The sequence below is a fragment of the Terriglobia bacterium genome, assembly GCA_020072645.1.
In the GTDB taxonomy this organism is placed as follows: Bacteria; Acidobacteriota; Terriglobia; order Terriglobales; family Acidobacteriaceae; genus Angelobacter.
In genome coordinates, this window is the sequence record JAIQGK010000021.1 from 21,340 (window position 1) to 46,195 (window position 24,856).

Sequence of the window (24,856 nt, forward strand, 5' to 3'; positions counted from 1 at the left end):
ATGTGGTTTGAAAATCTTCCGGGAGGAAGAGACGGCGCGCTCCGGCTGTACTGCTTTCCCTATGCTGGGGGAAGCGCACAGGTATTCCGCAGCTGGCAACGGCATTTTGCGCCAAAAGCAGCGCTCTCGCTTGCGTGTTTGCCAGGCCGGGCGACGCGCATCGGGGAGCCGCCGTTCAAGCAATATAAACCGCTGATAACCGCTTTGGCTGACGCCATTATTCCTGAAATCCCTCCCGCATTCGCGTTCTGGGGACACAGCATGGGCGCTGTCATCAGCTTTGAACTTGCACGTGAACTTCGCCGTCGAGGTCAACCTGCTCCGCTTGCGTTGTTTCTTTCCGGACGTGGCGCGCCACAGGTTCCCGATCCCGATCCTCCTGTTTTCAATCTTCCAGATTCGGAATTCATAGCCGAGCTGCGTCGCTTGAACGGCACGCCCCTGGAGTTGCTCGACAGTCCTGAGCTGAAGGAATTCTTTTTGCCGACCATCAGGGCGGATTTTGAACTTGTGGAAACATATGAGTATGAGCCTGAGCCGCCGCTTACCTGCAATATCTGCGCTTATGGTGGATTGCAGGATGCTCATGTGCCTGCGGCAAACCTGAGGGAGTGGCAGAAACAAACCTCAGGAGCATTCAAGGTCCGGATGTTTCCCGGTGATCATTTTTATATCCACACCTCCAATGACCTTCTGCATGCCCTGCGGCGCGATGTGCTGGATCTTTTGCATGAAGCTCCCACTGGTTACCAACTGCGGGAGCAATTTAATTCCTGATCCAGACGTCGAACAGCAGACGCGGACAGGGAAACAGAGATTCTATTTATGGAGCCGCTGAAGGCTTGCGCTGGAACAACCCGGGTCACATTCAGCCAGGTGCTGCGAACGCGGTCCTTTTTTGCGCTTTGGCTGGCCCGTTTTATCAGCAGCATCGGAGACTGGCTTGCCGTGCTGCCCTTGTTCAGCCTGATCGCTTTTCAACGCCATGGCAGCGCGGCTGAAACGTCCATGGTGATGGTCTCTTTCTCCGTTCCGGTAATCCTTCTGGGCCCGCTGGCAGGAGCTGTAGTTGATCGCTCAAGTCTAAAGCGGACACTGATTATTTGCGATCTTATCTGCGCGGTGCTTGCGGCGCTGCTGGCATTCTCAGGACATTTGTACCAGATGTATCTGCTCATGGCGGGGCTCAGCGCTGCCTCTTGCTTTTTTCTTCCAGGCCAGACCGCATTACTTCCCTTGATCCTCGGTGAGAATGAGCTGCTGGTTGCCAACTCCATCAACGTGCAGACGCTGCAACTGAACCAGGTATTCGCTCCCGCAGTTGTTGGATTTGCCGTAGCGTGGCTCGGTGTGAGGAATTGTTTTTACCTGGATGCTGCATCATTCATCGTTTCGGCGCTGTTGGTTTCTACGATTCGCATTGAACGCAAAACGATTCGCGATGTTCCCACCAGCAAGAGCATCTGGGTGGACCTGAAGGCTGGTCTCAAATTTATTGCCGGACACCCAGTGGCCCGCGTACTGGTGCTTACAATTGCCATTGCCAACGGCGCGGTGGCGATCTTCGAGGCTTTGTTCGCGGTATATGTCAGGGACCTGCTTGGGGGCGGCGCAAAGATGTTTGGAAGCGTGACTTCAGCGCTGGGCGTCGGCACCATCCTGGGCGCGATGCTTGTAGGCAGGTTCGCCCAAAGACAACCGCGACCGCGCATTATCAATGCCGGGTTTTTGGTTCAGGCAGTTTCTGTGTTCGTCCTCGGGGTCTGGGCAATGCCGATCACAACCCTGGCCGCCAGCGTGGGATTGGGTGCAGGCGCAGCGCTGGTTTTCCTGAGCGCTCAGACGTTCGCCCTGGAAGAAGTCCCTCCTGAGATGCTGGGGCGTGTGACGAGCACAGCTACGTCCGTCTTTCTTATTGTGCAGCTTGCTTCATTTGGCAGCAGCGGATTGCTGGCGACATGGCTGGGAATGCGCAACCTTTGTTATATCGCCGTCATAGTCGTGGTCCTGACCGCAATCGTCGCTCATTTCTGGATTCGAAGAGGACAAGGTGCTCAAGCCAAAAACGAGGGCATTTTGGAAGAGAGCTTTCGCCCGTAGTCAGCATCGCGAAAAATTGTTCTTTGAGGAAAGCGAACAATGCAAGGAGTTTCCTGGTTGAATACCATTCTGCGCGACGTGCTTTACGCGCTTCGGCAGTTCGTCCGAAATCCTCTGTTTACGATTGTCGCGGTGAGTTCTCTAGCCGTTGGAATAGGCGCGAACACAGCGATCTTCAGTGTGATGGATGCAGCTTTGCTGAAATCGTTGCCGGTGGCCAATCCGCAGGAACTGGTCATGTTTACTGATCCTAATGCGTCAGGCGTCACTACCGGACTAAATACGGGCGAGCGGCACCTCATGACCTTTGCCGAGTTTGCTCAATTGCGCGATCATGCCACCAGCCTCTCCGGGATGTTCGCAACAGAGGCGGACCTCAATCGCTGGCACGTGCGCATTGGCGGTGGCCCGATTGAAGAAGCGCGAGGACGCCTGGTTTCTGAAGGATACTTTTCAGTCCTGGGTCTTCAACCCGCGATAGGAAGGTTCTTTACATCCAGCGACGCAAAAGGTCCCGGGCAGGATCCTTATGCCGTGATTAGCTACGATTACTGGCAAAGCCGGTTTGGCGGAAAACCGACAGTGTTGGGCACGGCGATTCAGGTTGGGAACGCCAGTCTGACGGTGATCGCTGTTGCTAAGCGTGGGTTTCGCGGTGAAACGGTGGGAGAGAGTACCGATTTCTGGATGCCCGTGATGATGCAGCCGATGGTCATTCCCGGGCGAGACTGGCTGAGTGAAAATTTGTCACAGAGTGCTGAAAAAATCATGTGGCTGCACACGTTCGGACGTCTTAAGCCCGGCGTGAGTTCAAGCAAGGCGCAGACTGAAATAAATGTTCTCTTCCGGCAGGCTATCGAAAACAGTTATCCCACTTCACTTTCTCCTGAATTGCGGAGACAGGCACTGGACCAGCGGTTGGTGCTGCATGAAGCGCGCACGGGCGTCTTCGCAAACAGGAACGATTTTTCACAACAACTGTTCCTGTTGCTGGGAGCCGCAATTGTGGTGCTGGCAATCGCATGCATTAATGTAGCCAACCTGCTGCTGGCTCGAGGCTCCAACAGAAGCAAAGAAGTGGCGCTCCGGCTTTCCATCGGCGCCACCCGGGCACGCATCATAAGGCAATTCCTGACTGAGAGCCTTGTGCTCTCATTCCTTGGAGGTCTTTTTGCTCTGCTGCTGGCCTGGGGTGCTTCACGGCTTCTGATCATATTTTTGGCCAGTGGGCCGAATGGCCTGGAACTTACGCCAGCACTGGATGGGAAAGTATTGTGGTTCACTCTCTTTGCTGTGGTCTTTTCTGGAATCATTTTTGGATTGGCGCCCGCACTTCGCGGAACAAACATTGACTTGAACGATAGCCTGCGCGATAGCGGTCATGCCACCGCTTCAACGGGGAAGGTGAAACTTACGCAGGGCCTTGTGGTAGGGCAGATTGGGCTCTCATTGCTTGCGGTAATTCTGGCCGGATTATTTCTGCGTACCATCTGGAATCTGCAATCGGTCGGGTTAGGTTATCCAAAAGAGAAGCTCTTGCTCATAACGGTGGATGGCGTAACGGCCGGTTATAAGGGGCCGCAATTATCCAACCTGTGGCGTGACCTGAATGCCAGATTGCAGGCCTTGCCCGGCGTGCAAGCCGTGAGTTATTCCATCAATGGACTTTTCAGCGGGTCTGAAGCTGACGATGAAATTGCCGTGGAAGGATTCACTCCACAAAACGAAGACGAAAAAACGTCACGGTTTGACATGGTAGGCCCCGGTTATTTTTCCACTCTTGGCGTGCCTCTGCTGCGAGGCCGAGAACTCGGAGTGTCTGATGGCCCCGCCGCGCCGCATGTAGCCGTAATTAATGAAGCATTCGCCAATCGATTTTTTGCCGGGCGTAGCCCGATTGGAAGGCACATTACACAGGACCCAGGTAACGAGAAAAATATCATGGAGGTAGTGGGAGTGGCGAGGAATGTCCGTGACCACGCTTTGCGTGGAGACGTGCCGCCGCGCTTTTACGTTCCCGGCGATCAGGGAATGGGTGGGCCAAACGAGTGGGCCACGTTTGAGATCCGTACCGCGGGCGATCCTAAATATATGCTGGATGCGGTGCGCAAGACCATCGTAAATGCTGATGCGAAACTGTATCCGACCAAGGAGCGCCCCCTAGTGGAGTCGCTGGAGAGCACCATGTCTCAACCGCGAATGATGGCAAGGCTTTGCGCCGTTTTTGGTATGGTGGGATTATTGCTGGCCGCCGGAGGTCTCTATGGAGTCCTTTCCTACGGCATAGCCAGGCGAACGAATGAGATTGGCATCCGTATGGCGCTGGGCGCAGCGCCGGGAAGGGTAATCGGCATGGTATTGCGAGAGACTGGAATGATGCTCGCTATCGGATCGGTGTTCGGGATCGTGCTGACATTTGCCTGCGCTCGACTGATTGCCGGCCGGCTTTACGGTCTCAGCACACTCGATCCGCTTACAATCCTGAGCGCCGTTGGACTTTTTGCGATTGTGGCCGCGATTGCCGCTTTCGTTCCCGCTGCCCGCGCTGCCCGCGTGAATCCAATCAGAGCTTTGCGGCACGAATAGAGTATTTACAAAACATATTTGCGACAAACATAGGTTGCATCGCTGCCATCCATTCCAATGATGCTGGATGGACGCGGCTGCGTATTTACTGGCAGGCCATAGGACCGGTCCATTACCCAGAATGAAAGAGCGGAAGGACCTTGGACCGTGAGTTCAAGTTCCACGCCTTCATCTCCCATTGCGTACAAGGTCAGGCCAAAGCGGCTGCCTTTATGCACCGCAACATCTCTCCCCGCCACTTTTGCCGCGACGGGTTGAACATCGTCAGGAAATCTCACGTACAGCATTTCGGCTTTTCGCTGCGATCTAAGTCTTAGCTTCAGCCGGTGGAGGCCGTCCTCCTGCTTGTGCTCGACATTTTCGATAAGAGGCGGCAGCAGGGGAATCGCGGGCGTGCCGGCCGAGATCAGCGGTCGCGTTAATCCAGCCAGATAGTCCGGCAAAGGATGCGGCGCAGGCTTGTTGGCGCCGAAGAACTGATGCGTCCAATCGTCAGGCTTCCGATCGTAGCTGATCCAGACTGCGCTATTGTCGTCTGCATTGAGACTGTAAACAATGCTGTCTGGTCGAGGATGTTCCGAACTGTATCCCGAAAGAGCAACGCCACAGCCGAGACAAACCACCGCGGCGACCGCAAGAAATCCCGACGCCCATCCCCTGGATGCGACAGATGATGACCCAAGTGTGGGAAGCGATATCAGGAGGAACAAGGCGAGCAGCAGGGCCGACGCTACCGCGGAGATCATCTGCAAAGTCAGGAATATGTACACCAGATAAATGACCGGCGCAAACAGGAGAATGGCTGCCACGAGGGCAGGGAGATTGCGTATCCAGTGTGTTGTGGATGGATGTGTTGTGGATTTTTTGCCAAAGTTGGAAGCAGCATTGCCCAGCAGTCCGAGCAGCAAAGGCCAGAACAAAAGGTAACTTCCGGAGGAGATCTTAAGCGCGAGGAGCCAGCTCAAAACGAACCACAGCGACAAAGCTGCTAGAGAGAGTTCCTGGCCGCCGAGACGTCTGCGGAAAAAGCCAACCAGGAGCATTCCCACGCACGCGCCGAAAAGCATGAGTGCGCTTAGAAGAAAAAGATTTGAAGGACAATCGCCAATGATCCGGCGACCGGCAAGAACGAAGGAAATGAGCCACCACGCGGCGGCAACGGCGGCAGCCAGCAGAATAAGAATCGCGAGGCAAGCAAGCAGGGCAAGAAAAAATTGCCGCCTGCTAAATTGAGGGCGGCGGAATGCAAGAATGAGCGTCACTGCGAACAAGAGTGTGACGAATATCTGTCCGCGAAGCACCCAACGCTGGCAGTATGTGACCAGCCTGCTGCCAAACCAATCGAAGAATACGTCGTCGTCTCGGGAATTCCGCAGCGCTGCTAAATCGACCTGCCCGAAATAACGAGTCAGCGCCAATCCATAGGAGCCGTGGTGTTGGAGAGAAGCAAGGCTGAGATGATCGGAAGTATCAAGGGGAGAGTGGTAGGCCTCAAGACCTTCACCAAAAGCGAAATTCAGCCCGGGAATTGCGGCCGGACGAAAAACAGTGAAATCAGTGTCATTGGGAAGGATTTTGTACAGTTCATAAAACAAGGATGAACCGACGGGGTACGGCGCGACATGGGCAACGGCCTCAATGAGCGGCCGGTTATTCCTACTGGTTTCAAAAAGAAGCGAGGGCCCACGATTACCACGCGCCTCAAAGTTCAGGATGAGACCAGCATCTTTCATCCAGGGGTGCGAATGGGCAAAGGCTTCAGCCCCCAGGAGTCCAGCCTCTTCTCCATCTGTGAATAGCGCGATGACGTCGCGCTGGATGGGCGGGCCCTGCTTGAGTGCCCGAAGAATTTCAAGAATAGAAGCTACGCCAGATGCATCATCTCCGGCGCCCGGAGCGCGGTAAACTGAATCATAGTGCGCCATTAAGATAATTGCCGGGCCAGATGCTGTGCCGGGAAGGCGTCCCACAATGTCATTTGTTTTTCCAGCTATGATCAGGCGTGCGGTGGGATCCACGCCAATGGATGGAAAAATCTGTGGTTGCAAACCAAGATTGGTAAGCTGCGTCACCAAATAATTGCGCGCCGCGGCATCCGCTGGTGAGCCGAGAGGATGGGGTACGGCAGCAATTTCTCGCACGTGGACGAGCGCCCGCTCTGCAGAAAATTCATTTTCAGGAGCGGTTGCGGGTAACGGCTGAGGCGCATGCAATGCTCTTATAGAGAGGATGGCCAGCGCGATGATCGAAATCCAAAGTATAAAGACCTTTACAAACGAAGGAGGGACAGAACCTTGCTGCCCCCTGGAGGCGATGCCATCCTGCTTCAAGTCAGCCATGCGGAACAGTATATAAAGGGAATAGTTTGAAATTGCAGGGTAATTGTTTAATAAGATATGGCGAAAATCATTTTGGGAAATCGCTGCGATCCGGGGATTTACTGATGCCCGGTCCGAGCCATGCTTTGCCGCCGCACTTAGAGATACTGGTTCCCTTTGAATGGGGGATCTGGCGCTGGTTTGTGTTGCGCGGAGCCGGTTTTCCGGCAGAACGGATTGAGGGACTTGCGCCGGCCTGCGCTGCTGCAGCAGACGCGCTGATACTGGCAGAGGAGCGTGTCCAATCGCTATTTCAAAATGCCATCCGCACCTTAAATAAAACAATGGACGAGCTGCGCCGGCAAGGCGAAGATCGTTATAGCGCAATGTTTAAGACTGTGCTCAACGCGCGGCGTCGGCTCGCGGAAGGCAAGATACCGCGCACCGAAGACTTTTTTCCAGAGATCCAGCGGATGTTCCATGAAATCTCTGATGCGATGCAGGCGTGTGAGCGTCTCAATGCCGAATGGGTCCAGAGCTTCGAGCAGTCTCTATCCGCCCAAACAGAAACATTGCGGCAATTTGCGTGCGACCCGAAGTTCCAGGAAGCAGTTGTCTGGCAAAATCGGCAGGCATTTGAAACCGCCCTGCAATCTGTTGCGCGTGAGCACGGAGGAGTGCTGAGAAATCAGCGGCAACGCAATCATGAGGAACTTGTAGCCAACTATGCCCAGCGATATTGCGTGAAAAATGACACCATCGGGTTCTTTGGACCGGTGGCCTGGGGCAGGATTGAGTCTGGCTCGCGCGTGATCGAACTCAGTTATGGGCCTTCGCTGACCAAACGACGCCAGACCTATTTTGAAAATTGGGCAATCGATAAAGTTGCAGCCGGCATTTCGCAGCTGAAGGGCATGGATTGGTGGATTTCCCCTCGCCTTATTCCCGACGCTTTCATCGAGAAGGGAATGTTGCAGCGTCCTGGTTTCTCGCCTGTCGCGCTTTCTGAACTGGAGCAGGCAATACTATCCCGATGCAATGGCAAAGTATTACCGCAAGAAATATTGCATGCAATCCACGCCGATCCGCGACTTTGCGATTGCAGTCAGCAGGACCTGCGTGCGGTGCTAAAAGCCAAAGCCGACGAGGGTGTCCTCGTCTGGCGGTTTCTGGTTCCGGTTGAAGTCAATTCAGAAATCGCTCTGCGCGAGCAACTGCTCAGGGTTGGTGACCCTGAGCTTCGCACAACAGCGCTCAACCATCTGGACAAGATTGAAGCGGCGCGCAGGGAAGTAGAGGGCACTGCCGGCGATCCAAACCGACTGAATCGGGCAATGCGCAACGTTGAGTTTGTTTTTGAAGAGATCACAAATGTTCAGGGAAATCGAAATCCAGGAACCACCTATGGCGGACGAACAGTTGTCTATGAAGATTGCCAGAGAGATTTAGGAATCCGAATCGCGCCCGATCTACTCAGCCCAATTGCTCCGGCCCTCTCGCTTCTTCTGAAAAGTTTGCGCTGGTTCATGCAATCAACAGCGCTGGAATTTCAGCGATTGTTTGTGCAGACATATCGTGAGCTTGCTGTGGCCCAATCCAGCAGCGGCGTTCGATTGCAGGATTGGTGGAACTATACGGAGCCAAAACTTCTCAACGCTTCATCGTTGGACGAAGTAGAGAAACTCTTTCGCCAGAAGTGGGACGAAATTTTGGCGATCGGGCAACAAGATTCGATGGTCCAACTTAAAAGCGATGATCTGAAGGAAAAGGTGGAACAGCTGTTCCCCGAACTCGGCGCCGGATATTATCCTGTGCGCTATTTTTGTCCTGACCTTATGCTGGCAGCGGAGGATGAGGAGGCTGCTAGCAGAGGCGAGTTGCTATATGTATTAGGTGAAGTGCATGCGGGAAAAAATACTCTGTGCCATGCCGCGCTGGTCAAGCAACATCCCAACCGCCACGAACTGGTTGAAGCGACGCAATGGGACCTGGCTTCCAGCTGTTTCAAAATTCTCAACACGCATGCGAACCCATTCACAACGGTCAGAACCAGTGAAGGCGTGTTGCGCCCGGCAGATTACTTCCTGGCCACCACGCCGGATGCCATTGCTCCCAGCGGACACGATTCCCACCCTATCAGCGGACTCGTGCTGACTGAGCACGATGAAACGATTGAAGTGGTCAGCGTTGCTGATGGACGGCGTTTTCACATTCTTGAAGCGTTTTCCGATCTTCTTTTTGCGTTTGTAATGAATAAGGCGTCGTGGATTCCGCCATTGCGGCATGCTCCCCGCGTATTGATCGATAAGCTGGTGATTCATCGCGAAACGTGGCGCTTTCGCAACGGCGACCTGGATTTCGCAGCGGAAAAAGATGAAGGCAAACGTTTTCTGGAGGCCAGAAGATGGATGAAAAGCCACAGCCTGCCGCGGAAATTATTTGTGAAAAGCGCTTTGGAGGTAAAACCGTTCTATGTGGACATGGAAAGCCCCGTGCTGGTGGAAATTCTGTGCCGCGCGATCCGCCGCATGAATTCTTCGAGCGGAGAAGGTGAAGAGATCATCTTTTCAGAGATGCTTCCCGGTTCCCAACAATTATGGCTGCGGGACGCGAAGGGCAGCAGCTACACGAGCGAACTGCGCTTTGCCGTGGTAGATCTTAAGGCACGGTCGTTGTCCGCGATCGGGCAAAAGCATGCCGGGTTCGATCCGCCATTGTTTTCGGGTTGCTAGCTGCTCTTAATGATGCTGGCTTTGGACTCTTCATTTTGCAATCTGTCTATGCTCCGTTACTCGAAACAGAGAAGGAGTCATATTTCACGTCGCTATCAAATTCTTGCGCCAGCATTTCAACGACACGTCGTGCAAAGAAGATATTAGGCAGTATTTCGCGTGCTAGGGCTTCAACTGCGGGCCGGCGCTGTCGGCTCCAGAAGCGATGCTTCTGGTCAGAGGTTTAGCGCCTGTGCCGTCGCTGTTCATCATCCAGATGTTCAATGTTCCATAGGTAGTGGAAGCGTCACTGCCATCGAGCGCGCGCGTTGAGCAAAACAATATTGTGCTGCCATCCGATGACCAGGCCGGCTGATAGCTGGAAGCCGCGATCAACCTGGTAAGAGGCCGGGGGTTACTACCATCATTATTCATCACCCAGATATTGAGCATGCTGCTTCCATTATCGCTGCCATCCAGCGCGCGTGAAGACACATAGGCAATCTTGCGGCCATCCGGTGACCACAGCGGAGACACCGTGGTCAGATCGAAAACAGTTGTAATTCTGGTCAGCGGCGTTGCGCCGGAACCATCGGCATTCATCACCCAGATGTTGGCTGCGCCCACATCGTTGCTGCCGTCGAGAGCGCGTGCTGACATATACGCAATTCTTGTTCCGTCAGGAGACCACGCCGGATCGGAACTTGAAGCAGCAGTAAGCGTTGTTAAGGGTTGCGAACCGCTTCCGTCGGCATTCATCACCCAGATATTTCTTACGGCAATCGCAACATCAAATCCGTTGAACGCGCGCGAAGACGTATACAAAATCTTCTTTCCGTCAGGCGACCACACGGGAGAAACGCTGGACGCCGCGGTGGCCCTGAGCGTCGTCAACGGCACCCCGCCAGTTCCATCAGCATTCATCACCCAGATATTCACGCTGTTTATCGCGAGATTCCGCCCATCAAGTGCGCGCGTGGAGTCATAGGCGATCTTGTTTCCGTCAGGCGACCAGGCTGAGTGAGTGCTTGAAACGGTTTCGGCATTAAGTCTTGTCAGCGGCATTGCATTGGAGCCATCAGCATTCATGACCCAGATGTTTGCTGCCGGGATCGCCAGATTGCTTCCGTCCAGGGCCCGAAATGACTCAAACGCGATCTTGGCGCCATTGGGAGACCACGCCGGCGAAGCGGACGAACCATTGGTGAGTGCGGTCAACGGTTTTAACGCGGCACCCGTGGAATCCGTGAGCCATATGTTGGTAGCTGAATTGGCCTGGTCAATGCCGTTGAGCGAACGCGAAGACGTGAATGCAATATTCGCTTGCGGAGAAACCACCACGATCCTGGGAGAGCTACCGCATCCGCAGACTGCCAACAGCAGAAGCACGACGGCGCGGCTTGCCCAACGAGCCGTTTTTTCAGATATTGTCATGCACTCTCCGTTGTGCTGAATCTCCTGCCTTCTAACGGGGCGTACGCCACCATGTTCTGGTTTCCGTTATTTACAAAAATAGGAGAAACCAGCCCATGGAGGAACTGTCAAAAGTTATAGGTTTCGGTGCGGCTTGAAAGACCAGGGCTTCCTGGATCCGATGGTTATTTCAGCGCGATCTTCACTCATAGATGCGCGCCAGGTGCTACGGACAAAGCGTAAGAATGTGCGCGAGACTTGTATTACTCCGCAGCGCTGCCAGCAGACTTCACAACAACCTTATTCAGCCAGCCGATCAGATCACCAGTCACTTCATCGCGGTTCGTCTCATTGAATAACTCGTGGCGGGCGTCAGGATAGAACTTGTGCGTCAAATTCACGCGCTCCGCGGCGCGATGTTCGGCCATCCACGGCCCTAACTGGCGGGTGTTGCCGCTCACCGGATCGCGCCCGCCAGCAATCAGATACACGGGCAATGCCTTTGGCACACGGTTTTGATGGGGCCTGCGCGACACTGTGGCCCATCCGCTGAGCAGGTCAATCCAAAGTTGCACGGTCGCGGAAAATCCGCACAGTGGATCGGCAACATATTTATCCACCTCCGCCGGATCTCGCGACAGCCAATCGAACGCCGTTCTTGTGGGCGCAAATTGTTTGTTGAAGGCATCAAAGGTGAGCGACTGGACCAGCTTGCTTTTTCCTCGCCGTCCCAGCCGAACGCGCTCTGCCCACGTAACAGCGCCGCCGATTTTAGCCAGAAATGTGGGCTTTCCATTGGCGCCTGAAAGCACTGCTCCCGCCAGCACATCGCCATGGTCTCCCATAAACTGCTCCGCTAGGGTTGATCCCATGGAATGACCCAGCATTACAATCGGCAATCCGGGATGCGTGACGGCAACATGCCGATTGAGCTGCCACATATCGTCCACACATTTTCGCCAGCCGTCGCGGTCCGCAAAAAAGCCCAGATCGTCCGCTGATTTCACCGTTCTGCCGTGACCGCGATGGTCATTGGCATATACCGCGTAGCTTGCTGAGGTGAGAGCGTCCGCCAGACGCGCATAACGTCCCGCATGCTCTGCCAGGCCATGCGCAATCTGGACCACCGCCTTCGGTTGCTCCGCTGGAAGCCAGCAGTAGACAAACAGATCAATGCCATCTGGAGTGGTCAGCGTGAAATTGGAAGTCCGGCTCATCGTAGGCTTTTCTATCATGACTACTGCGCCATGATAAAGGTAGAGCGGCCCATTTGCTTTATGGATTTTCCGACCGACGTTCAGCAGCATTCGCCCTGGGCCTGACCAGCAGAACTGTCAAAAGTACTAGTTCCCCCTAAAGCTCGGTAAAGGCACAGTGGAGCGTGGATAAATGGATTTCTCCCCCAACAAACTTAGGGCGGCAACATCCTTTGGCAGTCTGCTGGCTTTGGAGGCCGTATGGAATGGCTTGGACATCTCTTTGAGAAGTATCCGGAAATGGCTGTCTATCTTGCGATTGGCCTGGGATATTTGATTGGTGGCCTGAAGTTCCGTGGCGCCGGAATAGGCGCCGTAACAGGATCGCTGCTAGGTGGAATTCTCATTGGCAATTTCTTCCACGTACCTGTTTCCGATACGGCCAAGTCCATCCTTTTTCTTCTGTTCCTATTTGGCATCGGCTATTCCGTGGGGCCAAGTTTTTTCCGCAGCATGAAAGGAGACGGATGGCGATGGGGCGTGCTGGGCGTGTTCATGCCATTCGTCGGCCTCATGACGGCTTACGTTGTAGCGCGCGTCTTGAAACTCGATCTCGGCTTCGCCGCCGGCGTGCTCTCAGGCTCATTGACGGAATCTCCTGCGATCGGCACTGCCAGTGAAGCCATTCGTGGGCTCGCCATGGGTGATGCGCAGAAACAGCTGCTCATTAGTCATATCGCTGTTGCGGACGCGGTCTGTTACATCTTTGGCACCGCCGGGCTGATCTGGTTTTGCAGCAGCCTGGGACCGAAGCTGCTTAGAGTCAACCTGCGCGAAGAAGCAAAGAAGGTTGAAACGAGCCTTGGCATGAAACGTACCAAACTCGGGGTCGTCCCGGCATGGCAGCCGATTGCGATGCGCGCATACCTGATTGCCGCGGGAGGCAAGATTGTGGGAAAAACCGTTGCAGAGGCTGAACGTGGAGTAGCGGGTTCACGCATCTTTGCCGAGCGCATCCGGCGCGGCGGTGAAGTCTTTGCCACGGCCCCGGCCACCGTGTTCCAGGCAGGAGATCGGGTAGCTCTGCTGGGCAAGACCGACGTGTTGGTGAACGTGGTAGGAACGGCCGCGCAAGAAATTGCCGATCCGGAGCTGTTGGATATTCCAGTGGCTTCATTCGACATTTATGTGACAGGGAAGCGCCTGGTGGGAAAGACGCTCCAGGAGATCGTCGCGACGATTGATGAGACACGTGCGGTTATGCTTCGCGGAATTACTCGTAACTCAGAGCCTATTCCAGTTGGTTTGAACACAACGGTGGAGCGCGGTGACACATTGCAGGTGACCGGAACAGAGCCGGCGGTAGAAGCTTTTGCAAAGATCGCCGGCCGCACGATCAACCCGGTACAGGAAAGCGACCTTGGGACGCTGGGGCTTGCCATTGCCGCCGGCGTTTTTGTGGGAGCCATCATCACTATTCCCATAGGGCATTTGAGAATTAACCTCGGCACAAGCGTGGGAACGTTGCTCGCCGGCTTGCTGGTGGGTTGGGGCAGATCTGTGGTTCCATGGTTCGGGCGCATTCCGGAAGGAGCCGTCCTCTTTATGCGTTCTATCGGGCTTGCGGCGTTCGTGGCGATGATCGGGCTCAAAGCAGGTCCCGTTTTTCTCGCTTCGCTAAAAGATGTTGGATATGTGCTGCTTCTGGGCGGCGCAGTTGTCACCCTCATGCCGTTGCTTCTGGGACTCTTGTTTGGCCGCTATGTGCTCAAGCTCAATCCCCTTCTTTTGCTTGGAGGGTTGGCTGGCGCCCAGACCATGACAGCGGGCCTTGCCGCCGTGCAGGAGAAATCGGAAAGCCCAGTAGCGGTCCTGGGTTATTCCGGGACAGTGGCGTTCGGCCACATTCTGCTTACGACGTGCGGAACGCTCATCATCGCCCTGTTGAGTTGATGGCCATAGATGCAGTTTCCAACTGATATGCGCATGCTCAGCAAAACTCGCAAAGCCCGCCTGGGACCGTGGCTCATTCCATTGGTGTATGCTGTGGCCGCGATTCTCGCCGGACTCATCTTCCCGCGTGTTGAAAACCGGCTGTTTCCGCATATGGCCGCTGCGTTCACGGTCAATTCCGCAATTGCCATCTATTCTTCCATCGCTTCAGGAATGATGGCGCTTACCGGAATCGTATTCTCGCTGGCGTTCGTCATGGTACAGTTCAGCGCAACCGCTTATTCGCCTCGCCTGGTCCTGTGGGTTGCCCGCGATCCTGTTGTGTCACACGCACTTGGCATTTTCAGCGCCACGTTTCTCTATGCAATCTCCGCGCTGGCATGGCTGGACCGGGGCGGGTCCGGCAAGGCCCCATTCTTCAGCGCCTGGATTGTGATCGCGCTGCTGCTTGCGAGCGTGGGAATGTTCGTAGGTCTTATCAATCGTATCGGGATGCTCCAGATCAACCGCATGCTGATCTTCACGGGTGACCAGGGACGCAATGTGATTGAAACTTTATACGAGCCACTCGGATCGTCTTCAGTCACGCCGCAGCCGGATAATTACACCAGATCGTTGTCGGCACAAACGTTGCTTCATCGTGGGCATCCTCTGTCATTAGAGGCGGTCGCGTTGGAGCAACTGGTGCAACTGGCCAGGAGCTGCGACGGGCGCATTGATGTAGTGGCGGCGGTTGGCGACACAGTGCTGGAGGGAATGCCTCTGCTGCATGTTTTCGGCGCGCAGCATCGGGTGGATGAAAAAGCGCTCCGTAACGCGCTTGAACTGGGAGAAGAACGCACGTTTGAGCAGGACCCAAAATATGCGATCCGGCTGCTGGTGGATATCGCCATCAAGGCGCTGTCTCCGGCAATCAATGATCCAACGACGGCGGTGCAGGCGCTGGACCAGATTGGCGATCTTCTGCTGCGTCTAGGCGGCCGGCGATTGGAAGTTGACTCATTTCAAGATGATTCCGGGCGGGTAAGGCTGGTGATCCCATTCCCATCGTGGAATGACTTTTTGCATCTCGCCTTCGAGGAGATCCTTTCGTGTGGCGCAAAGAGTGTTCAGGTCATGCGCAGGATGAAAGCGCTCGTCGCCGATCTGCTTACAGTTTTACCGGTTGAGCGCCATGCCGGTCTTAAGTACTGGCAACAGCGGATGCAGGCAAGCATCAGCCGCTCATTTGAAGACGCAGAGGAGAAGCTCAGCGCATCCATGGAAGATCGCCAGGGGCTGGGAATCACACGGACTGCCACGAAGGCGTAGCGTGTGGTTTTCTGCTAAAGCGAATCGGCCCTCAACTACAGGCTCACCACACTTACCAGATTAGAGCATACGGTTCCCGTGTTGAAGTTCGCCCGCACGGAGCGGTTCAGCGGGAATTGGCTCTGCTGATCACCGCAGAAATTGACGTTGCTGGAGAGCCCTCCGTTTGAAAGTGTCACTGCGGTAAGTGTGACAAGTTGACCGGCTCTGTCATTCACGTTTCAAGGTGCACGACGATCACAATGCCACTGACGCTTGAAGAGGGAATCTGGGATGGGAAACGAAAGCGACAAAGACCCCTCCGCAGGCAGCGAGCAGAAGCGACGCCGTTAGAACCAAGACCGAGGAGAGACGGGCCATAGCAAGTTCTCTTGTAAGTCGTGCCTCAATGTTCGTCCATTCATCCAGGAAGCAACAAGGGAACGAGCGTTCCCTTGTTCATCCCGAAATGCCGCTTATCGCTCCATGATCCCGGCCAGCCGCCAGGGCGAAGCATGATAGGTTTCAATCTCGATCTCATTTTTCTTGTTCAGCTTAATCCGGCAGCCTGGAATCAAGCTTCCTGACTTCTTTCCTTTGCTGTCGCCCAGTTGGATTTCAATAATAGAAAGGTCGTAGTCCTCGCTGCGAGTGTTGAACATTGCCTCCCCAATGCCGATAGGCCGGTCTGTGAGAAGGCGGATGGTGCGGCCGTTCGGAGTCTGAATGTTCCTGATGTATACAATCTGATAGCCAACGCCGCCGCTGCTAAGCCTCACGCGACCCTTGGAATTCATTTTGCTCAGGACCTTCATCATCGCGTCATGGCCGCCGCTGTTGAAAGCATCAATGAGGGCTTTCTGATCGGCTGGGGTCGAGTATTCCTCGATAGTAATGGTCACGCCGAAAGTCTTGCCTGCCATGGTTGAGGTCCCAAAGGCCTGAGCTTGAATGGTTTGATGGTCGCTTGCGTGGCCGCCGGTAATGACCATCACCACAACTAAAATCAACCAACTCATAAAATATGATTTCATTCGGGAAAACATTTTTCTCTCCTTTTCTCCTGACTAAACCAACGCTCACAAGTACGGACACTCGTATTCCCATTTTCGGGTTGCAATGTCCGGACAGTAACTGTTAAAGGTGACAGGCCCGAAATTTTATCCATGTGCTTATAATTCGGGTCAGAGATGGCCCAAAGCAGCTCGCTACCGGCAGTTGAACGCGAAGTCACGCCCATGAACGCGACGGGTTTGCCGCGCAATGGCACACAAGCGAAACCGCTCATTCAAAAGACTCTCCTGATCGTCTTAGGATTGCTTTTTGCCGCTGCGACTCTAACTTACAGCTTTGTATGGATGTATTACGTCCGCTGGGACTTCGATGCTGAGATCGGGCTGGACACAAAGACTTCTTCTCCGGTTACAGACAGCATTGAGATCATCAACCTTTATCCCGGCGGTCCGGCAGAGCGGGCCGGGATCAAGGTCCACGACGAAATTATTGCCATTGATGGCACGAGCCTGGCTACGGCTGATCCGAACTTGTTTCAAAAAACCTGGCTGCATCGCCGCCCCGGCGAAACAGTGACTCTCACGATCCGCCGGCCGGGCCAGCAAGCGCCTCTGAATATCACAGCGACATTTCGCGCCGTCGCCACGCCAGGCTCTATCCATGGGATCGCCGAGCAGGTGGTTGGTTCATATCCCATAGTCTTTCTGGTGGTGGGACTGGCGGTGCTTTTTCTGCGCCTTCAAGATCGCAATGCGTGGCTGCTGGCTGTCCTCTGCGCAGGATTGATTGCCGCTTCTCCTTTACCGCCGTCTACTGTGGCCATGAGCGCAAGCTTGCAGGCATTTATGTTTGCGTATCGGGCCATTTTTATTGGCGTGCTGGCTCTTACGTTTTACCTGTTTTTCGCAGGTTTCCCGCAACGATCTCCGCTCGATCGACGGGCGCCATGGTTGAAATGGTTGCTTGGATTGCTGGCCGTGGTAATTGCGGTCCCAGGCATACCGGTAGGCCACCCACAGCCGTGGTCAGCGATTTCCAGGATTGCAGGGGCCAACGCAGCGCAATATGGAACGCTGGCGTACATCTACGGCACGCTGGTGTTGACGCTGGTCTCGCTGTGCTGGAGCGGGCTGAGCACATCTGATCCTGAGGCAAAACGCAAGTTCAGGGTGATCACGTGGGGCACACTTGTCGGCATGGGGCCAATCACCCTGGTCAAACTTGTTTCAGATTTCGGCAACATCCGCGTTCCATTCTGGCTGGATTTTATTGACGTGATATTCCTCACGCTGTTCCCGCTTTCTTTTGCGTATGCGGTGGTGAGGTACAGGGTATTGGAAATTCCGGTGCTCCTGAAACAAAGCGCGCGTTACGTTCTGGTACGGCGTGGGTTCGCATTTCTGCTGCTGCTGATGGGTTTGTCAGTGAACGTAGTTCTGGGGATTGCGCTCTCTCGGTTGTTTCAAATGCGGCCTGGTCTGGCCATGTCTATCGGCACCAGCCTTGGTATTGCCCTGGCATGGATCTCTGCTCCAGGTGTCCGCCGAACGGCGGAGCGGATTGATCGCGCATTCTTCCGCGGCTCGTATGATGCCCGCGTGATCCTGCAGAAACTCGCGCAGAGCGTTCGCAGCATCCAGAGCAGGGAGCAACTGCCGCAGTTGATAGAAAAGGAGCTCGAACTGGCGCTGCATCCCCGCATGATTGCAGTTTATTTGCGTGATTCGCAGTCGAACCTGCAGCCTCCGCCACAAACGCCGCCTTTGCCTGCAATCGCCGGGCAGTCGCTTTCTGCAAATCATCTCTTGCAAATCAAGCAGCCGATCGATGCATTGGAATATGGCGATTTCAGCGCCTTGATTCCCGCTCTCGCGACTTTACGGCCTGAATGTCTGGTGCCAGTTCTCTCTCGCGGTGAAGATTTGCTGGGGTTGATTGTGCTCGGCGCAAAACGGTCTGAGGAGCCTTATTCGCACGAGGACAAGGAATTACTTGGCTCGGTTGCGGACCAGACAGGTCTGGTGCTGGAGAGCATCGCAATGGCGGAAAAAATTGCGGAACGCATTGATGCTGATCGCCGCGCGCAACAAGAGCTGCAGATCGCGCGCGCCGTGCAAAGCAAACTATTGCCGCAGCAATCTCCTCCGCTGGCTACTCTGGATTATGCAGGAGCCTGCATTCAGGCACGCGCAGTGGGCGGCGATTACTATGATTTTCTCGATCTCGGGCCGGGGCGGGTGGGATTTGTATTGGCGGACATTTCCGGCAAAGGAATCTCTGCCGCATTGCTAATGGCCAATTTGCAGGCCAGCCTGCGCAGCTTGTATCCCGGAGCAGATCGTGAACTGCCCCGGTTTCTGCATTCCGTGAATCATCTTTTCGTCCAAAACACTGAGGTAACCCACTACGCTACCGTGTTCTTTGGTGTCTATGACGATGCGAGCCGCAAATTGCTGTACGTTAACTGTGGACACAATCCGCCTCTCCTGTTGCGTGCCAGCGGGGAAGTCGAACGACTGAATGCGACCGCAACTGTTCTGGGTCTTTTTGAGCCATGGGAATGTTCGGTCGCTGAAATACAGATGTTTCCAGGCGATATTCTGGCAATCTACACGGACGGTGTTACTGAAGCTGCAAATCACAACGAAGAAGAATTTGGCGAGGAGCGCCTGATCTCATTGTTGAGGCAGAGCCATGGCCTTCATTCTTCTGAGTCGCTTCACAAGATACTGCAGTCTGTTCAGGAGTTCGCCCCGGGCGAGCAGGCTGACGATTTGACTACTATCATAGCGATCTGCAAATAACGGCATCGTTAGGCCAAGGCACGAGCTTAATTAAGACGGCTCTTAGATTGGGAAGTACTTTCCTGTATAGCGGCCAATTTCGCTGGGTTCTAGCCAAGTCACGAGAAGAAAAAGAAGAGATAGCTTCCACACTTTCGCGCTGCGGGCCTCGTCATATCCCAACTGGTACTTTTGCCAGTATCCCTCAGCCTCGCCACAGCCCATCCTTAGGTGGAGACGGTTTTCATGCCGTCCAGGGATCAGAAAAATTTCTCAATTGAAAATAACCGCCGATGAAGCGCACGCTTCGTCGGACCGGCAGGAGGTTCGTAAATGTATCACACAGGATTTCGTCGCTTCGTTGCTGTTGCTGTGTTTCTTGCTTTCGGCATGACATTTGCAATGGCGCAAGATATGGCGACCGTGAAAGTAAGAGTCGGTCCGCCAGAAGCTTACATCTTTGTGGACGGGCAGCCGTTCGCACATCGCAGCCAGACCATTACTTTAACCGCCGGTGAGCATACGATCGGCGTCTACAATTATGGCTATACGCCGCAGGTACAAACAGTAACGCTGCAGCCGGGAAAAAATCCTGAGATCGTGGCCCGCCTGGAAAAGTCTGGAGCCAACGTAAGCGGCCCATGGGGACGCATCCAGATTGAAGGCAACGCCAATGACAAGGCCGCGGTTTTCCTCAATGAAATGAAGCCAGACTTTTTTGTTGGCTATGTCGATGAGATGAACAATGAAAAGGTAATGGGTACGCAGAAGCTCGTGGTCCCGGTTGGAACGTACAAGCTGTTCATTGTGAATCCCAAGGAAACAGAGCCGGCTTTCACACAGTCGATTGAGGTAAAGAACAACCAGCGCGTTGTAGTGCATGTTGATTCCAATACAACCTCATACCACGATTGGGACAAGGCAGGCCACAAAGAGTCGCTAAGCCGGTTCCACACGGGACCGAACAGCGCCAGAATCACCGTTGCTCCGGTAACGGGAACTTTTACCACAGACAAGAACGACATTAAATGTGGTGAGCCCGTAGTATTGACCTGGACTTCCACTGAAGCGGCCGAAGTGACTATTGCCGCATCACCAGAGGCGCAGGTGGCACTGAACGGTTCGCGGACGGATTCGCCCACGCAGACCACCACCTACACATTCCAGGCCAAAGGCCCCGGCGGAATTGTGACCCATACAGCCACAGTCCACGTTGACCCAACAGTGCAAACAGCACTGAAGGCATCGCCGACCGAAGTTCACTATCGCCGGATTGACGACAAAGTGATTGATCCCGGCAATTCGACCCTGACCTGGACCGCCGCCAATGCTCAGACGGCCTCCCTTGATCCGCTGGGATCGGTCACCACCAATGGTGACAAGACCGTACCTGCGGCGCCCAAGAAAACCGACGTTGGCACTGTGGATGAAATGGCGACTTATATCCTGGTAGCCAGCAATAATTGCGGCGGCTCTGACAAGAGCCTGGCTGCAGTCCACATCTCCGGCACCATTGAGCCTTTGCCCGTGGTCCCGCTTACCAGCATCTTTTTCCCGACCGCATATCCAACGGAGAAGCGTCCGGAGATCGGATTGCTGAACAGTCAGAACGACATTCTTAAAGAGGCAGTGGAAGGCTTTAAGAAGTTCCTGGAGTATGATCCTGACGCGAAATTGAAGCTGACGGCCCATACGGACCATCGCAGCAGCGATGATTACAACAAGTCCCTGAGCGAGCGCCGCGGGAAAATCGCAAAAGACGCTCTCGTAGCTCTTGGCATCGCGGAAGCAAAGATAGAAGTGGTGCCAGAGGGAGAAACACCGCAGCTGGAAGAAGCTGCGGTGAAGGCCCTGGAAGATGCCGCTGGGATGCATCGCAAGGTAACCGATGCCCTGGTGCATGCCTATAACCGTCGTGTGGACATTGCAATGATTCCTACGACGAAACCTGTGCAGGACTCCAAGCAAGTATTTCCTGCCAGAGGAAGCAAAGAAGCGAAGATCCTTGAAAGCAACGGCTTCAAGGGATTGCGTACTGTCGAGAAGGTAAGCACACCAGTTGGTGCGACTGCCGCGGCAGGACAGCAATAGCGACGAACGTCCGGCCTTCTCCCGGCGCAAGCCCTGAGAAGGCCGGATCGACTTTATAGATCGGCACCAGGCGACCGGGCGGAGCAATCGCTTCCGCCCTGGTATTTTTTCCTGGTGCCGTTTTCTTCCCATCACAAACCGCCACTCCCATCAGGATGGTTAAGACTGCGAGCCGCTCGCCCATGAAGCCTGCGCATTTTAGAGTGGTTTTCCAATGAGAGCAAAGGGGAGTGTGCGTGAAAAGCATTTGTGACTCGTCAGGAACGAGGGGGCACTGTTACTAGTGACAGTGGTAGTGCGTCGGATTGCAATTTAAGGTAAGAGTTGTCTCATAACTTCGCCTCTCGAAAGTTATTGGGGGAACCGCAACGCGGCAAATGCCGGGGAGGAATGCCATGAATGCAAGCAGTCGACAAGTCAATGGAATAACGGTGGTGGACATGAGCGGCCGTATCACACTGGGTGAAGGTGGAGTGGTGCTCCGCGAAACAATCCACGACCTGCTGGATAAAGGAGACAAGAAGATCCTGCTGAACCTGGGCGATATCTCCTACATTGATAGCTCAGGCATCGGCGAATTGATTGGCGCCTTCACGTCCGTGCGTAAGCAGGGTGGCGACTTGAAGCTGCTCAACTTAACCAAGAAAGTCAAAGATCTGCTCCAGATCACCAAGCTCTACACCGTTTTCGATATCAAGGACGACGAAGCTACGGCGATCAGCGCGTTTAATTAGGCTTCTCTAATCTGCCGGCTCGCAAAGGTCATCTGTCTCGCGATCGCGCGCGAGCGGCAGTGCCACCCTTTGATCAAGGGTGTGCTCTGTTTCAAATTTTGGCGGACCGCATGGGTTTCCCTGTCGGCGGTCGCTTTTGCCGGCGTTGTTTATCCTTCAAGCCGAGTCTAACCGGAGATGACCTACCTAACTGTTAGTTCTGCCAGTTGAAGAGATCCACGTTTCGGAAAAGAATCTGAATGGACAATAGCCCGGAAGAGTGCACTGCACGTTTCCGTCATAAAGACTGGTCGCCACCAACCGCTCAGAGGACCAAAAGGGCAAGAAATCAACAGGCTATTGAGAAGGGAAGTTCGTGATGAATCCTACACAAACTCGATCCGGAGCTCCAAACCAGATCGTTCGAAATTTTATCGCTCTTACTTGTGCCGTACTGATTTTGCTCGTGAGTACGGTGTCGTGGGCGATACAGCAGCCCGCAGCGACTTCAGATAGCCAGGACGCGAAGATATCCAACGATCAACTGGATTCGCTGGTGGCTCCGATTGCGCTCTATCCAGATCCGCTGCTCAGCCAGACCCTCGTCGCCTGTACTTATCCGCTGGAAATCGTACAGCTTCAGCAATGGCTGGAACAGAACAAAGGCCTGAAAGACAAGGCGCTGACAGATGCCGTTCTGAAACAGAACTGGGATCCAAGCATACAGGCAATGGCCGTTTTTCCCGATGTTGTAAAGCTACTGTCGGACAACATCGCCTGGACGGACAACCTGGGCAATGCCTTTCTGGCGCAGCAGAATGACGTGATGGAAGCAGTCCAGCGCATGCGCGCCAAGGCCACGCAAAAAGGAGTGTTGAAGACCACGGAACAACAGACGGTGGAGACCAAGGTTATCGAGAACAAGACCGTGGTTGTGATCGAGCCTGCCAGTCCGGAAGTCGCCTATGTACCCTATTACGATCCGTATTCGATCTGGGGTGCGCCTTACTATCCATACCCGCCCGTTGCATATCCTCCTTATTATCCGACGGGAGGAAGGCTGCTTTCATTTGGTGTGGGAATGGCAATCGGCGCGGCATGGGGCGGCGGCGGATGGGGCTGGAACGCCGGGTGGGGCGGTAACAACAACATCAACATCAACCGCAACAACAATTACGTGAACCACTACAACAGCCAGCGCGCCAATGCCGGGAACAGATATGGCGGCGCAAATAATAATTGGCAACACAACCCGCAGCATCGTGGCGGCGCCCCTTATGGGAACAGAGCCACTGCCAAGCAATACGGTGGCGCTGCTCGTGGAGACAACATGGGCCAAAGGCAATCTGCGGCGCGCCAGAACCAGGGAAATCTTGGAGGAGCCGGGAAAGGCTTTAACAGCGGCGGAATCACGAACAGACCATCGGCTTCACCTACCGGTAACTGGGGTGGCGGCGGAGATCGCATTGGCAATAGACAAACTTCAAGCGGAAATATGGGATCCAGAAACAGCAGCGCTTTTTCCGGTTCGTCAAGCCGGAGCGCGGCCAGGGCCAGCAGTTCACGGGGTTCTTCCAGCTTTGGTGGCTCTCGTGGTGGCGGCGGGTTCCGTGGCGGCGGTGGCCGTGGCGGCGGGGGAAGGCGGAGATAGCCTGACCAAAGAAGGATAAATCAAGGAGGAAAAAATGAAATCGCGTCAATTAAATATCAAACTACGTACGGTCCTTCTCGGGCTTCTGCTGGCAGTGCTCTCCTGCTCTTCGACCGTGTGGGCACAAGGGCAGGTGAAACATCTGCTGCCCAGTACTTCTGCGCCAGTGAACCAGAGATCGTTTGCAACTCCACAACTCGCTGCTGACGCGCTGATCAAAGCGGCCGAGAGCTATGATGTGCCGGCATTGCTCGAAATCTTTGGCCCTGAGGGCAAAGACTTTGTGGCGTCCGCCGACCCGGTTGCAGACAAGGCCAAAGCGCAGGAATTTATCGAGAAGGCTCATGAAAAGAACACGGTCAGCGTGGAAAAGACAAAAGCCACTCTGCTGGTGGGGAACGATCAATGGCCGCTGCCGATCCCGATTGTCCTCAGACAGGGAAAGTGGTTCTTCGATACCCAAACTGGCCGGAAAGAGATTCTCTTCCGGCGCATTGGAGCCAATGAACTCGATGCTATCCAAATCGCGCATGGATATGTAGAGGCGCAAAAGGAATACGTCTCCACGCTCCATGACGACTCAACTCTTCATGAGTATGCCAAAAAGATCATCAGTACTCCCGGAAAGCACGATGGTTTGTGCTGGAAGAACGAAGACGGCACACCGGGCGGGCCTATCAGCGAAGGCATCGCACGTGCTATTGAGCAGGGTTACACGGACAAGGCAGCTCCTTACCATGGCTACTATTTCAAAATCCTGAACGGCCAAGGCCCGAACGCTGCTCTTGGCAAACTCGATTACATGATCCATGGATTCATGATTGGCGGTTTTGCGCTGGTGGCTGTCCCGGCTGAATACCGGGTGACTGGTGTGAAGACCTTTATCGTGAACCAGTATGGCATCGTGCTTGAGAAGGACCTCGGACCAAACTCTCTCAACATCGTGAAAGAGATGGACCGGTTCAACCCAGACAAGGGTTGGCAGGAAACCCAGGACGCGCTCTGAACAGAGACTGTAAAGGTCTCCAGGACACTTG

15 protein-coding genes are annotated in these 24,856 nt (G+C 54.5%); 11 read left to right on the forward strand and 4 right to left on the reverse strand.

Features of this window, described 5'->3' with window-relative positions; all coding sequences use genetic code 11:
- The 3 genes from LAO76_24615 to LAO76_24625 are packed head-to-tail and all read left to right on the forward strand — an operon-like array spanning position 1 to position 4,686.
- Positions 1 to 777 carry a putative thioesterase gene (locus LAO76_24615; protein ID MBZ5494119.1) on the forward strand — a complete coding sequence of 259 codons (777 nt, stop codon included), beginning with the start codon at positions 1 to 3 and terminating at the stop codon, positions 775 to 777.
- A 48-nt stretch (positions 778 to 825) separates the two neighbouring features.
- A complete protein-coding gene (locus tag LAO76_24620; protein MBZ5494120.1) occupies positions 826 to 2,100 on the forward strand; it encodes an MFS transporter in 1,275 nt (424 codons plus the stop codon).
- 57 nt (positions 2,101 to 2,157) lie between these two features.
- Complete coding sequence (locus tag LAO76_24625) at positions 2,158 to 4,686, forward strand: ABC transporter permease (GenBank protein ID MBZ5494121.1); 2,529 nt, start codon at positions 2,158 to 2,160, stop codon at positions 4,684 to 4,686.
- Between the two features lie 5 nt (positions 4,687 to 4,691).
- Here the strand turns inward: LAO76_24625 and LAO76_24630 are convergent, their stop codons facing one another.
- Positions 4,692 to 7,025, reverse strand: a complete 2,334-nt coding sequence (locus tag LAO76_24630) for a M28 family peptidase (protein MBZ5494122.1) — start codon at positions 7,023 to 7,025, stop codon at positions 4,692 to 4,694.
- Positions 7,026 to 7,129: 104 nt separating this feature from the next.
- Here LAO76_24630 and LAO76_24635 point away from each other — a divergent pair, with 104 nt between their 5' ends.
- Positions 7,130 to 9,736 (forward strand): lantibiotic dehydratase family protein, encoded by a 2,607-nt coding sequence (locus LAO76_24635; GenBank protein ID MBZ5494123.1) that lies wholly within the window; start codon positions 7,130 to 7,132, stop codon positions 9,734 to 9,736.
- Positions 9,737 to 9,898: 162 nt separating this feature from the next.
- On the opposite strand, the gene LAO76_24640 is transcribed toward LAO76_24635, so the two are convergent.
- Together LAO76_24640 and LAO76_24645 are read right to left on the reverse strand one after the other, a co-directional pair.
- Positions 9,899 to 11,149, reverse strand: coding sequence for a hypothetical protein (locus LAO76_24640; protein ID MBZ5494124.1), 1,251 nt, complete (start codon positions 11,147 to 11,149; stop codon positions 9,899 to 9,901).
- A gap of 242 nt (positions 11,150 to 11,391) precedes the next feature.
- Entirely contained in the window at positions 11,392 to 12,345 is a 954-nt protein-coding gene (locus LAO76_24645; protein MBZ5494125.1) for an alpha/beta hydrolase, read from the reverse strand.
- Positions 12,346 to 12,585: 240 nt separating this feature from the next.
- Between LAO76_24645 and LAO76_24650 the strand changes: the two genes are divergently transcribed.
- Positions 12,586 to 14,277: an aspartate-alanine antiporter gene (locus tag LAO76_24650; protein ID MBZ5494126.1), complete on the forward strand. Its 1,692-nt coding sequence runs from the start codon at positions 12,586 to 12,588 to the stop codon at positions 14,275 to 14,277.
- A 9-nt stretch (positions 14,278 to 14,286) separates the two neighbouring features.
- Positions 14,287 to 15,588: a DUF2254 domain-containing protein gene (locus LAO76_24655; GenBank protein ID MBZ5494127.1), complete on the forward strand. Its 1,302-nt coding sequence runs from the start codon at positions 14,287 to 14,289 to the stop codon at positions 15,586 to 15,588.
- Between the two features lie 455 nt (positions 15,589 to 16,043).
- Here LAO76_24655 and LAO76_24660 read toward each other — a convergent pair whose 3' ends face one another.
- Positions 16,044 to 16,586: a hypothetical protein gene (locus tag LAO76_24660; GenBank protein ID MBZ5494128.1), complete on the reverse strand. Its 543-nt coding sequence runs from the start codon at positions 16,584 to 16,586 to the stop codon at positions 16,044 to 16,046.
- Between the two features lie 171 nt (positions 16,587 to 16,757).
- Between LAO76_24660 and LAO76_24665 the strand changes: the two genes are divergently transcribed.
- From LAO76_24665 to LAO76_24685, 5 genes are all read left to right on the forward strand, one after another.
- Positions 16,758 to 19,385, forward strand: coding sequence for a SpoIIE family protein phosphatase (locus LAO76_24665; protein ID MBZ5494129.1), 2,628 nt, complete (start codon positions 16,758 to 16,760; stop codon positions 19,383 to 19,385).
- A gap of 312 nt (positions 19,386 to 19,697) precedes the next feature.
- Positions 19,698 to 21,455, forward strand: a complete 1,758-nt coding sequence (locus LAO76_24670) for an OmpA family protein (protein MBZ5494130.1) — start codon at positions 19,698 to 19,700, stop codon at positions 21,453 to 21,455.
- Between the two features lie 395 nt (positions 21,456 to 21,850).
- Positions 21,851 to 22,189, forward strand: a complete 339-nt coding sequence (locus tag LAO76_24675; protein ID MBZ5494131.1) for an STAS domain-containing protein — start codon at positions 21,851 to 21,853, stop codon at positions 22,187 to 22,189.
- A 358-nt stretch (positions 22,190 to 22,547) separates the two neighbouring features.
- The gene (locus LAO76_24680; GenBank protein ID MBZ5494132.1) at positions 22,548 to 23,819 is read left to right on the forward strand and encodes a DUF3300 domain-containing protein; all 1,272 of its coding nucleotides are present in this window, start codon (positions 22,548 to 22,550) and stop codon (positions 23,817 to 23,819) included.
- 34 nt (positions 23,820 to 23,853) lie between these two features.
- On the forward strand, positions 23,854 to 24,825 hold the full coding sequence (locus LAO76_24685) for a DUF2950 domain-containing protein (GenBank protein ID MBZ5494133.1): 972 nt from the start codon (positions 23,854 to 23,856) through the stop codon (positions 24,823 to 24,825).
- The last annotated feature ends 31 nt before the right edge of the window (positions 24,826 to 24,856 follow it).